The organism is Collinsella sp. AM40-7AC (assembly GCF_003468125.1).
Lineage (GTDB): Bacteria > Actinomycetota > Coriobacteriia > Coriobacteriales > Coriobacteriaceae > Collinsella > Collinsella aerofaciens_O.
Window position 1 is genome coordinate 134,887 of record NZ_QSGK01000002.1, and the last position, 11,658, is coordinate 146,544.

Annotated in this window: 10 protein-coding genes; all 10 read right to left on the reverse strand. The window is 58.6% G+C overall.

Annotated elements, in window-relative coordinates:
• Window positions 1-11 precede the first annotated feature (11 nt).
• Complete coding sequence (locus DW892_RS02345) at window positions 12-1,349, reverse strand: glutamine synthetase family protein (protein ID WP_117765404.1); 1,338 nt, start codon at window positions 1,347-1,349, stop codon at window positions 12-14.
• Window positions 1,350-1,483: 134 nt separating this feature from the next.
• Complete coding sequence (locus DW892_RS02350) at window positions 1,484-2,506, reverse strand: LacI family DNA-binding transcriptional regulator (RefSeq protein WP_158567007.1); 1,023 nt, start codon at window positions 2,504-2,506, stop codon at window positions 1,484-1,486.
• Window positions 2,507-2,631: 125 nt separating this feature from the next.
• Window positions 2,632-3,324, reverse strand: coding sequence for a GntR family transcriptional regulator (locus DW892_RS02355; RefSeq protein WP_117634203.1), 693 nt, complete (start codon window positions 3,322-3,324; stop codon window positions 2,632-2,634).
• 539 nt (window positions 3,325-3,863) lie between these two features.
• Window positions 3,864-5,117: an ATP-binding protein gene (locus DW892_RS02360; protein WP_158550928.1), complete on the reverse strand. Its 1,254-nt coding sequence runs from the start codon at window positions 5,115-5,117 to the stop codon at window positions 3,864-3,866.
• 367 nt (window positions 5,118-5,484) lie between these two features.
• The gene (locus DW892_RS02365; RefSeq protein ID WP_117765408.1) at window positions 5,485-7,434 is read right to left on the reverse strand and encodes an NAD(P)/FAD-dependent oxidoreductase; all 1,950 of its coding nucleotides are present in this window, start codon (window positions 7,432-7,434) and stop codon (window positions 5,485-5,487) included.
• 135 nt (window positions 7,435-7,569) lie between these two features.
• Entirely contained in the window at window positions 7,570-7,770 is a 201-nt protein-coding gene (locus DW892_RS02370; protein WP_035136858.1) for a hypothetical protein, read from the reverse strand.
• 175 nt (window positions 7,771-7,945) lie between these two features.
• On the reverse strand, window positions 7,946-10,273 hold the full coding sequence (locus DW892_RS02375) for a ferrous iron transporter B (protein ID WP_117765410.1): 2,328 nt from the start codon (window positions 10,271-10,273) through the stop codon (window positions 7,946-7,948).
• A gap of 123 nt (window positions 10,274-10,396) precedes the next feature.
• Window positions 10,397-10,618 (reverse strand): FeoA family protein, encoded by a 222-nt coding sequence (locus DW892_RS02380; RefSeq protein ID WP_006234774.1) that lies wholly within the window; start codon window positions 10,616-10,618, stop codon window positions 10,397-10,399.
• A gap of 40 nt (window positions 10,619-10,658) precedes the next feature.
• On the reverse strand, window positions 10,659-10,901 hold the full coding sequence (locus DW892_RS02385; protein WP_022094360.1) for a FeoA family protein: 243 nt from the start codon (window positions 10,899-10,901) through the stop codon (window positions 10,659-10,661).
• 189 nt (window positions 10,902-11,090) lie between these two features.
• Window positions 11,091-11,339 (reverse strand): HPr family phosphocarrier protein, encoded by a 249-nt coding sequence (locus DW892_RS02390; RefSeq protein WP_158559602.1) that lies wholly within the window; start codon window positions 11,337-11,339, stop codon window positions 11,091-11,093.
• Window positions 11,340-11,658 lie beyond the last annotated feature (319 nt).

Consider the following 11,658-nt stretch of genomic DNA (forward strand, 5'->3'; position numbering starts at 1 on the left):
AGCCAGCGCGATTAGGAGTTCGCCAGGTAGTGCTTGATCTCCCACTCGGTGATCGTAGACTCAAACTTATGCCACTCGTCGCGCTTCTTTTTGAGGAAGAAGCTGTGGATGTGCTCGCCGAGGGCATCCTTCATAAACTGCGAGTCCTCAAACACGTCGAGCGCCTCTTTGAGCGAGCGCGGCAGCGGCGCGTAGCCGGCCTCGACCATCTGACGGTCGGTAAGCTTGAGCGTCTCGGCCGTGGCCTCGGGCGGGAGTTCCAGCTTGCGCTCGATGCCGTCCAGACCAGCCGCCAGCGTGACGGCGTTGACCAGGTACGGGTTGGCCATGGGGTCGGGACTGCGCAGCTCGATGCGCGTGGACAGCGGCTTGCCGGGCTTGTAGACCGGGATGCGGACCATACTCGCGCGGTTGCGCAGGCCCCACGTGGCGTACTGCGGCACGGAGTCGCCACCCGTTGTGATGCGCTTGTACGAGTTGACCGTGGGGTTGGTGATGGCGCTGATTTCGCGCGCGTGCGCCAGAATACCTGCCATGTAGTGCTTGGCGACGTCGGAGAGATGGTACTTCTCGTCGTCCTCGCCCCAAAAGACGTTGTTGCCGTCATGGTCGAACAGCGACTGGCACAGGAACATAGCACTGCCATCCTCGCCCGCCAACGGCTTGGGCATAAAGGAGGCGTGGCAACCGCTCTCGTAGGCCTGCTGCTTAATGATGAGTTTGGCCGTAGTGATGGCGTCGGACATGCTCAGGGCCTCGGCGTGACGCAGGCTCATGCCATGCTGTGAGCGGCCGGCGGCGTGGAAGGTGTACTCCACGGGCACGGACATCTTCTCGAGCGTGAGAACCGTGTTGCGACGCAGGTCGCGGGCGGCATCGCTCACCGAAAGATCGAAGTAGCCCACGTTGTCGAGCGGCTCGGGGGTGTGCTCGTCGGGGAAGTAGTAATACTCCAGCTCGGCACCCACGTTGAGCAGATAGCCAGCCTTCTCGGCCTTGCGGAACATGCGGCGCAGGGCATCGCGCGGGTCGCCGGCAAATGGCTTGCGATCGGGAGTGCACACGTCGCAGAACACGCGGGCGACGCCGTTGTGGCTCGGGCGCCACGGCAGGATCTGGAAGGTCGAAGCGTCTGGGAACGCCAGCATGTCGGCCTCCTCGGGCGTGGCAAAACCCTCGATGGCGGAGCCGTCAAAGCCAATACCCTCCTCAAAAGCGACCTCGAGGTCCTCGGGGCTAATGGCAAAGTTCTTGAGGCGGCCGAGAATGTCGACAAACCACAGGCGCACAAAGCGGATGTCACGCTGCTCTACGGAGCGGAGTACGTAATCGATGTTCTGCTGGTTCATGTCGCTCCCCTTTCTTTCGGGCGGGTTTCGACTGGTCTATATCGCAGATACTATCGCAGAAAAATGTTTCCGCAGGGTTAAAGCGTATCAAGCGCTCAAAAAACGTGCTTGAGCAGGCCGTTGCGAACGAGCGGCTAGCGCGAGGTCGAAGCGCGGTGTTCGATGTGGCCGGGGATCTCGATGCGCTTGGGGGCGAGCTTTGCGGCATCGCCCACCGTAGTGGTAACGACATCGATACGCTCGGACAGGCGCTCGACTACGCGCTCGGCAATGGTAAGAGTGTCCTGCGCGGCCGTGGTCACACCGCCAAAGAGGACGTGGTTCCAGGGATAGTCGTCAAACGTTGCAATCTTGAGACCCGCGGGCAACGAGGGCCCCAGCTGGGCCAGCGCCTCGGTCAGGCGCAGGAAAACCAAGCCGTTGACGGCAATGAGGCCGAGCTTTTTACCCGCATAGCCGCGGATGGTCTCGTCCAGGCGACTGACACCCTCGACACCACCGTCCGCCAAGGTGACGACCTCGCCGGCCAGGCCGCGGCGCGAGAGCTCGTCGGCAAACGCCTCGGCGCGCTCGCGACGCACGGGGCTGTCATCGCTTGCCTCGGTGAGCAGGCACAGGCGCTCGCTGCCAGCAGAGGCCAAGGCGTCTACCAGGCCGGCGACCAGCTCACGGTTGTTGGAGGTCACCAGATCGACACCACCGTCGGCAACATCGCGGTCGAGCAGCACGACGGGCAGGCGTCCCGCAGCCTCGGCGATCGCCTTGTCGTTGCCTCCGCAGGTATTGACGACCAGGCCGTCCACGCCGGCATCGATAAGTCTGGTGAGCGACTCTGCCTCCTTGGCGGGGTCGTTGCCGCTAATGGCCGTCATGAGCGAGCAGCCGCGCGCGGCGGCGCTGGCGGAAAGCCCTTCGAGCATGGCGCTGGAGAACGGGTTAGCAATGTCGGCCAAGATCACGCCGATGAGGTTGGTACGCGAGCTGCGCAGATTGCGCGCGGCGGCACGTGGACGATAGCCGGTGCGCTCGATAACTGCCGCGATGCGAGCACGGGTTTCCTCGGTCATCTGCCCGGGGCGGTTGTTGAGATAGCGCGAGACCGTGGCCGGGCTCACGCCCGCCTCGGCAGCAATGTCCTTAATCCTCATCTGCGCCATAGCGCACCCCGTTTCCCAATTGTCAGCAGTCTGAGCCATTTTAGGCATTTTTTTAAAAATCTCGCTTGCAAAACGTTGTAGGTGAGCAGGATCGTTTTTGCGTCTCGAGCAGATGCGGTGATGGGCTAGATAGACGAGTCTTTGGACAGCTCGAAATAGTCGGGATGCAAGGCGATAACCGGGCCCTGCTCCTCGGGCATCAGGTGCAAGTGCGTCTCTGCCAGGTAGCTCGCCGTGTCGGTATCGCCCCTCTTAATGGCCTCGAGAATCCGACGATGTTGTCGACGAATCGGCTCCCAATCCAGATCCTGCGACACCATACGCAACCAGTTGTATCGCTCAAAATGCGTGTTGACGCTCTTCATCCAATCCCACAGCATGTGACGACCGGCAATCTCAAAACACGTCTCATGAAACAGGTTATCCAAGTCGAAAAAGCGACGCGTCTCGCTATGGTCGAGCGACTCGGACTCGGCAAGAATCTGCTCGAGCCGATGCTTTTGCTCGGACGTGGCAGCCGGACAACATTTAATGAGTACGCTTCTTTCGAGTTTCTCGCGCAAGAAACAGGCATTCTCGGCGTGTTCCATGCTGATCTTAGAGACGTAGGTGCCGCTCTTGGGACGCGTTTCCACCAGCTCTTGCTCGCGCAGGCGCACAAAGGACTCGCGAATTGGCGTGCGCCCGATCCCCGTCTCCTTTTCCAGACCAATCGCCGAAAGGCGCGTGCCGGGCTTGAGCTCGGCATAGATAATCTTGGAGCGCAGTGCGTTGTATGCCTGATCTTGCAGGCTCTGATAATGCTGGTGTTGTTCCATAAAGCCCTCGGATGAAGCCCACGGTTTGTCGAATTCCACCACGTAATACTATCGCATCGACACGCCCCAGCTCCCAATCAGTCTTTTTGGGACGGGGCTCTTTTAGCTACCCTGGCCCGCAGATCGGCCCCCTTGCCACAAAAGTGGCCCATCTACTACGTTAACACGGATAGCCTCGGCCATACCGAAAACCGTGAAAACAAAACCGCAGGTAGACAGCTTGTCGATTTTCGAAAAAGCCGACTATGGTTGACCCCTGCGGCTTAAACGTAGTAGATAGGCCCTTTTCGTGACGCAGTACTACCGCACCCCAAATTGGCACCCCGAGCCTGTTATAAGTTGCTGTGAAATACGGACGGTGATAATCAAGGGTTGATAGTCAAGGCGCGCTATACGGCTTGCTATATTTCACTATACTTTGCTGTACGTCGCTATACTTTGCTATAACTTGACAATAATCGGCCCGTTACCATCCGGGATATAACGGACCCCAAGCCAACGCTGGCTTGGGGTCCGTCTTGTACCATGGCTCTTTTGGACTATGAGCGCTCGTATTTCGTGGCCCGCCCGGTTCCCTGCCTTACGATTGCATTCCGTTCAAGCAGAGATTCGAGTGCCGCCAACGTCCGCATGCGGCTCAGCCCCGTCTGTTTTTCAATCTCGCTTCGCGACATAATTCGCCCGCCCGACAAGGCATTGAGAACCTGGATCTCTTCCTCGGACCCTTCAAAGGCATCGGTAGCGGGCAATGTGACGGCCACCATGCCGCCGCGAACATCAAAAATTGGTTGATTGATCGAATCGCGATAGGCACGTCTAATGCGCGCGATTCCCGTGCCAAATTTCTCGATGTAATCCAGCTTTAAAAAGACCTCGGCGACAATTGGGTTTCTGAGCACGGATATCTGCCCATACAGGTATTGTTCCGTCGTCAAACCGGCGGGCAGTGATCCGGGCGAAGTCACAACAACACGATCGTCGTACAAGGCAATTTGAACATTCGCTCGAACGTCCCACGTCCGATGCACCAAAGCGTTTGCAACAGCTTCGCGGAATGCCTCAAGAGAAATTCGATCGGTTTGGACGCGCTCCATCCCTTCGATACGCTCAAAACGGTAGTAGCGTGCAAACATAGCCACCGCCCTGTCCACCTGCTCAATTGCGGATACATTTGTCGTCGTCTCACGGTCCAAGATCACATCCTCGGTATCGCCAAAACGGACGCAGTCGATGCCCGGAGAATCATTCTTATCCGCCAAAATCGCCGCAGCGTTGGTATAGCCATCTTTGCCGAGCAAGCGAAGCGTGCGCATAATATCCGGCGTTAGCTCGGAAATGCCGAGATGTTCAACACACTTATGCTCGAGCGTGTGAAAACTCAAGTCCTGGCGAGCCGACGTGAGCGCGTCGAACGTTACGTTGCTGCCTTCGAGCGTCAGCCTGCCATACTCAAACCGGTCGACCTCCACCGTTGCCGAATCGTTTCGCCTGTAGGCCTTTCCCTTGCTTCGATAGGGTTTGTCCTGGCCCTCATAAACCGTAAGGATTACGGTCCCGTGTTTCTCATCGCGCTCGAGCGTGTAACGGGGAGCGGGATCCAAGCTGTCATTAATCATGTTCTCGATGCGGAGACACTCTGCGACCGGATCTGCAAGGCCGACAGCCACGCCCTCGTCATCAACGCCAAACTCAATCTTGCCCGTCCCGTAGTTTGCATAGGCGCTCACCGTTTTAAGAAACGTCGGCGTAACGCTTTCCTTGTATTCGACTGTAGGGTTCTCTCTAACAACCATATGCACAACCCTCTCGTTTCGTACCATTCATAACCGTATTATAAGACGAAAACCGTTTGCATACTGATTTATCAAAGACGCAAACGGTTTTCGTCTTTATTTGCGTACGGAATTAAGACGCATAATTTCGCTTTCGTATGGCTCAATACCGGACACAGACTGTTTTCGTCTGTCAATACGCCTGCAATCCAAACGAAAAGAGCCCCGAGCTCGTATGAACTCGGGGCTCTTTGTGCCGCACATCTATGAGAGGAGAAATTCGATGCGTACGGGCGCTACTCCATGAAGCCGCAATGGTGCAATGGGGCCAGATTTACATGCACCAAGTTGGTGCAAAGTAACCTGCCCCCACGCAACAAGGAGTTGACTAGAGCTCGCAGGCAACCTTGTAGCCATCGCCGATGGCATCGCGGATGTTGCCGCACTTGTTGGCATCGCCCAGCACGTGGGTGGCAACACCGGCAGCGGCAAGGTCGTCGGCCAACTTGGTATTGGGACGATAGCCCATGGCGAGCACCAGCGTATCGGCATCGGCGATGGTGTGGGCCTCGCCATCCTTCTCGTAGCTGATGGCATCCTCGGTGATCTCGGTCACCTTGGCCTCGGTTAGCACATGGACGCCCTTGGAGAGCATGCGCGTGATGAGCACCGCGCGACCGGCACCACCCTCGTTGGCGGCGAGCGTCTTGGTCATCTCGATAACGGTGATGTCGCGGTTTGCCGGCGACAGATCGTTGACCAACGGGGCCAGGTAATCGGCCGTCTCGCAACCGACGGTGCCGCCGCCCACGATGACAATCTTCTTGCCCGGGAAAGCCTTGCCACCCAGCAGGTCGTCAGCCGTCATGACCTGCTTAAATCCCTGCATAAAGGCCGGGGCGATGGGTTCGGCGCCATAAGCCAGGACAACCTCGTAGCCCGCGTAGTCGCGCTGGATGTCCTCGGCCGAAAGCTCGGTACCGAAGACGCACGTGACGCCGGCCTCGGCCAGGCGACGGTACTGATACTTGATCACGCGCGTGAGCTCCTGCTTTGCCGGCGGAACGGCCGCAATGCGCATCTCGCCGCCCGGCTCGTCCTGCTTATCCACGAGCACCACGTTATGGCCGCGCTTGGCGGCAATATAGGCTGCCTCCATGCCCGCGGGACCGGCACCCACAACGAGCACGTTCTTTGCCTCGGCGGCAGGCTCGTAGCCAGCCTCGTCACGCTCCACGTCCGGGTTGACGGTGCAGGAGATGCGCTTGCCAAACATGATACCGTTCAGGCAGCGCAGGCAACCGATGCAGGGGCGGATGTCGTCGGCGTTGCCGGCAGCAGCCTTGTTGCAGAATTCGGCATCGCACAGATTGGCGCGGCCCATCATGCAAATGTCGGCAGCGCCGTCCTCGATCAGCTCCTCGGCGATCCATGCCTCGTTAATGCGGCCGACCGTGGCAACGGGAATGTTGACGTGCTTTTTGATCTCGCGCGAGCAGGCGGCGTGCGAGGCCTGCTGCGTGCCGGCGGCGGGAATGGCGGAACCGCGCTTGATGGTGGTGCCGCCCGACACATGAATCATGTCGACGCCGGCCTTCTCCAGGCGACGCGAGACGTAGATCATGTCGTTGAGGGTCAGGCCGCCATCGGTGTACTCGTCGCCCGAGATACGGACGTCGATGATAAAGTCCTTGCCGCAGCGCTCGCGAATCTCGGCGATGACCTCGAGCAGGAAGCGCATGCGGGCGTCGAGCGAGCCGCCGTACTCGTCGGTGCGCTTGTTATAGAGCGGGGTCAAAAAGCCGCCGAGCATGCCGTGGGCGTGTGCCGCATGGACCTCGACGCCGTCGACACCGGCCTTCTGCATGCGCACAGCAGCGTCACCAAACTGATGCGTGAGCTCGTGGATCTCATCGACCGTGATGGGGCGCGGCGCCTCGCGGGCATAGGACGGGCCCACAAAGGACGGAGCGATCAGGCGCGGCGTGCCCGGAATGTTAAAGGCCATGTAGGCGGGGTGGAAGAGCTGCGGCATGATCTTGCAGCCATACTCGTGGACGGCTGCGGCGAGCTTTTCCCAGCCGGGGATAAACGTGTCGTCGTAGCAGCACATATCGCCCGGCAGATAGGTATAGGTGGGCTCGACCGTCACGACCTCGGTGATGATGAGACCCACGCCGCCCTTGGCGCGGGCACGGTAATGATCGACCAAGTCGTCGGTCACATAGCCGTGATCGGCCAGGTTGGTAGATACCGGCGGCATAAAGACGCGGTTCTTGACCTCGGTCGTACCGACCTTGATCGGGCTAAAGAGCATCGGGTAGGCGGAGGACTCCATGCAGGTTTCCTTTCGATTGAGCCGCTCGGCGGCAGTTACTGACGTACCTATCGTAGCAGTAACTGCGCAGCACCCGACAGATCGCAGATTGCACGGCACTCGTCAAAAGGAGAAACAGAGACGTCCCCGTTCACCTTATTTGATACCGCGGCCCAAGTCTTCGGCGATTTTGTCTACGCCCTTAAGTGCGGCGCAGGTCTTTTTGTTGGAGCAATGTCCTGTGCAAACGCCACCTTGAGCGCAGTCGGCGCAGGTGCCCTTGCGATAAATGCGCACGCACACGGCGACAAACGCAATGCCGATAACAGCCAGTACAACAATATCGATAGGTGCCATAGCAAGCCTCCTCTAGTTAACCACCACTTACTTTACCCCATTCTCCACCTGCCAAAAAGGGACAGGTATATTTTGGTCGGTTTTATCTGCGGAAACGCCACATCTCCCTCACCAAAAAGCCCGAGTGTCGCTGGGACACCCGGGCTCGTGGAAAGGGGCTAATCCTTATTCGGACTTAAGCGGAAACTGCGGCGGAAGCAGTGTTGGTCTCGTCCTCGTCGGTCCATGCATGCTTGGGCATGGGACGGAAGATCTGGAAGAGCATCGCAACCAGCAGCACGATGGCTACAATCGTCCAAATACCAAACTGGCCCAACACAAACAGGTTGTAGAACTGGTTGATGAACAGGCCGATCACCCAAGCGAAGGCGCACTCGTAGCCGATGGCAATCGCGGTCCACTTGCCGGAGTCCATCTGGTTGCGGATAGTGCCCATGGCGGCAAAGCACGGAGCGCACAGCAGGTTGAAGGCACCAAAGGCCACGCAAGCACCCATGGTGGGGAACATGCCCGCAAACGCGGTCCACAGGCTCGGGTCGGTCTCGCCAGCATCGGCGACGGAGAGCAGCGAGCCGGCGGTAGCGACGACATTCTCCTTAGCCACGAGGCCGGAGACGGTCAGCGCGGTGGCCTGCCAGGTGCTAAAGCCGAGCGGGGCGAAGATCCAAGCGACCAGGTTGCCGAGCATGGCGAGCACGGAGTAATCCATGAACTCCTCGGGGATGCCGTCCATCGCGGGCAGGAAGCCAAAGGAACCGTTGTAGCTACCAAAGTTGGAGAGGAACCAAACGACGACGGTGGACGCGAAGATGACCGTGCCGGCCTTCTTGATAAAGGCCCAGCAGCGCTCCCACACGTGCAGCGCCCAAGAGCGGATCGCCGGGAAGTGGTAGGCGGGAAGCTCCATAACGAACGGCGTCGGGCGACCGGCGAAGAGCTTGGTCTTCTTGAGCATGAGGCCCGAGGCGATGACGGCAAAGACGCCCAAGAAGTAGAAGAGCGGGCTGATCCACGCAGCGGTGGTAGAAGAGTCGCCAATGATGGAACCCATGAGCAGGGCGATGATCGGCAGCTTGGCGCCGCAAGGGATGAACGTGGTGGTCATGACCGTCATGCGGCGGTCCTTCTCGTTCTCGATGGTCTTGGTGGCCATGACGCCGGGGACGCCGCAGCCCGAGGACACGAGCATGGGGATAAAGGACTTACCGGACAGGCCAAACCGGCGGAACACGCGGTCCATGATGAAGGCGACACGGGCCATGTAGCCGCAGTCCTCCAGGAAGGACAGCATCACAAAGAGCAGGAACATCTGCGGAACGAAGCCGAAGATGGCGCCTAAGCCGCCGACGATACCGTCGCAGACCAGCGAATCAACCAGGCCGCCGTCCTCGGTACCACCCGCCACAAGGGCGTCGTGCACCACGGTGGTAATACCCGGGACATAGGGGCCGTACTGCGCCGGGTCGACCGAGTCGGCGTTGTCGCCCGCAGCCTCAACAGCTGCGTCATAGGCGTCACGACCCTGACCGAGCACGTACCAGCCGTCGGTGCCGAAGAGCTGGTCGTTGGTGAAGTCGGTCACCGTGCCGCCCAGGGTGGAAACGGCGATGTAGTACACGCAGAACATGATGACCACAAAGATCGGCAGGCCCAGGATACGGTTGGTAACCACGCGGTCGATCTTCTCGGAGGTGCTCATCTTGGCAGGAGCCTTGGTGAGGCACTCATCGATGATGTGCGCGATGACACCATAGCGCTCGCCGGTGATGATGGACTCGGCGTCGTCGTCGCAATCCTGCTCGCACTGGGCGACCAGCTGCTCGACGCGAGCGGCCTTCTCCTTGGTGAGGTTGATGAGCTTGCAGGCGTCCGCGTCGCGCTCAAACAGCTTGACAGCGTAGTAGCGACGCTTGTTGGCGGGAACGCTCGCCGGCAGGTTGTTCTCGATGTGGTCCAGAACGTCCTCGATGGAGGAATCGAACTTGTGCTCCGGCACCTGGCCCTTGGAAGCAGCAGACTTCTTGACCTGCTCGAACAGCTCCTTGATACCCTTGTTTTTAAGGGCCGAGATCATCATGACCGGGCAGCCAAGCTTCTTGGAAAGCTTGTCCGTGTCGATCTTGTCGCCGTTCTTCTCCACGAGGTCGGCCATGTTGAGGGCCACGACCACGGGCAGGCCGGTCTCGATAACCTGAAGCGCCAGGTACAGGTTGCGCTCGAGGTTGGTGGCATCGACCACCTGGACAACGACATCGGGCTCGCCGCTCATGAGGTAGTCGCGCGAGCACTGCTCCTCGGGGCTGTAGGGGGAAAGCGAGTAGATGCCGGGGAGGTCCGTGATGGTAACGTTCTTGTCGCTTAGGAGCTTGGCTTCCTTTTTCTCAACCGTGACACCGGGCCAGTTGCCAACGTAGCCGTTGGCGCCGGTGATCAGGTTGAAAAGCGTGGTCTTGCCGCAGTTGGGGTTACCCGCCAGCGCGACATGGATCTGAGAATCCGCCATTCAATCCTTCTTCCTTGTGTGCCCGCGCTGTCATCTCCGAGCGGGCTGGATATTGTGCTTCAACGTTGCATTGCTAAGTTAGAAAAACCTAACTTTACCTGCAAGAATACATGCCGCTGGCCCTTACTGGACCTCGACGACGGCAGCCTCCTCCTTGCGGATGGAAAGCTCGTAGCCGCGCACGTTGATCTCGACCGGATCTCCGAGCGGTGCGACCTTTACGACCTTAAACGACGTGCCCTTGATGAGCCCCAGGTCCATAAGGTGACGGCGCAGTGCACCCTCACCGTGAAGCTTGACGATGGTAGAGCTCTCGCCCACCTTGACGTCACCCAACGTCTTCATGTACTTGTCCCCCTTTCAGCTTTTTGCGAAATGCTACGAACTAACCGACGGTCATGATGTGCATGGCAACCTTGGAATCGATACCAAAGCGTGCACCCAGCACCGTGACGATGATATTGGCGCCACTCGAGCTCACCACGTGGATCTCGTTGCCCTCGACAAAGCCGAGGTCCTTGAGATGGTGCTTCATATCCTCATTGCCCTTTACGCGAGACACGCGCACGGTTTCGCCCGCTTTTACCATCGAAAGCGGCATAGCCGGCATCTGCGGTCCGCAAGACATGAGTGAGCTCCTAACGTCAGTTCGTCCTCAACATCGACGCAGCAAAAGTTAACCACGTCTATGTTCGCTATAGTAAACTAGCACGTGGTTAACTTTTTGGAAAGGGTCCCCATTTAGATTTCGAAAAAGTTTCCTATACGAAACAAAAAGGCGCGGCAAAGAGCTGTCCTTTGCCGCGCCCTGTCATGCTTAGAGCGAGAGGTTTCTGATCGATGTGACGCAGGAAGCCTCGTCTACGCCCGAAACGCGGAAGATGATGTCCTCGCCGCACTCGCCGTAGAGAGCCATGAGCCCCATTACATCGCGGCCGTCGGTATGGCGATCGCCGATACTGACCGATACGTTGCTACGATGCTTGGCAATGATGTCGTAAAGCAGCGCAACCGGGCGGGCATGCAGTCCCAACGGATCTTTAATCGTCTTTGTAAACTCGACCATGTCCCCTCCCGCGGCATCGCACATTCGGCCGGCAAACCCAACCACGTGGTAGTTATTGTAGCGTTAGATGCTTGTCGAGAGCTCCTCTGAACACCTCGTGGGCAAAAAGTGGCAAATATGAGTACTGTCACCGATTTAGTAGCAGCAAAATCGCGAGCAAAGTGCCTGCTTTGAGCGATTCGAAGAGGTTGAAAGCCGTCAAACGCCCTTTAAAGGGGGTTAGATAAATTGATTTTGAGCCCGTTTTTGCTCAGAACAGGCCGAAAAATATGACACCTCTTTTGCAACAGTACTCATATTTGGCATTTTTTGACCACGG

Coding starts and splice junctions, on each gene's coding strand:
- DW892_RS02345 (WP_117765404.1), bottom strand. CDS start 1,349: ATGAACCAGCAGAACATCGATTACGTACTCCGCTCCGTAGAGCAGCGT.
- DW892_RS02380 (WP_006234774.1), bottom strand. CDS start 10,618: ATGAAGACGTTGGGTGACGTCAAGGTGGGCGAGAGCTCTACCATCGTC.
- DW892_RS02370 (WP_035136858.1), bottom strand. CDS start 7,770: ATGGCACCTATCGATATTGTTGTACTGGCTGTTATCGGCATTGCGTTT.
- DW892_RS02375 (WP_117765410.1), bottom strand. CDS start 10,273: ATGGCGGATTCTCAGATCCATGTCGCGCTGGCGGGTAACCCCAACTGC.
- DW892_RS02350 (WP_158567007.1), bottom strand. CDS start 2,506: ATGGCGCAGATGAGGATTAAGGACATTGCTGCCGAGGCGGGCGTGAGC.
- DW892_RS02390 (WP_158559602.1), bottom strand. CDS start 11,339: ATGGTCGAGTTTACAAAGACGATTAAAGATCCGTTGGGACTGCATGCC.
- DW892_RS02365 (WP_117765408.1), bottom strand. CDS start 7,434: ATGGAGTCCTCCGCCTACCCGATGCTCTTTAGCCCGATCAAGGTCGGT.
- DW892_RS02355 (WP_117634203.1), bottom strand. CDS start 3,324: ATGGAACAACACCAGCATTATCAGAGCCTGCAAGATCAGGCATACAAC.
- DW892_RS02385 (WP_022094360.1), bottom strand. CDS start 10,901: ATGTCTTGCGGACCGCAGATGCCGGCTATGCCGCTTTCGATGGTAAAA.
- DW892_RS02360 (WP_158550928.1), bottom strand. CDS start 5,117: ATGGTTGTTAGAGAGAACCCTACAGTCGAATACAAGGAAAGCGTTACG.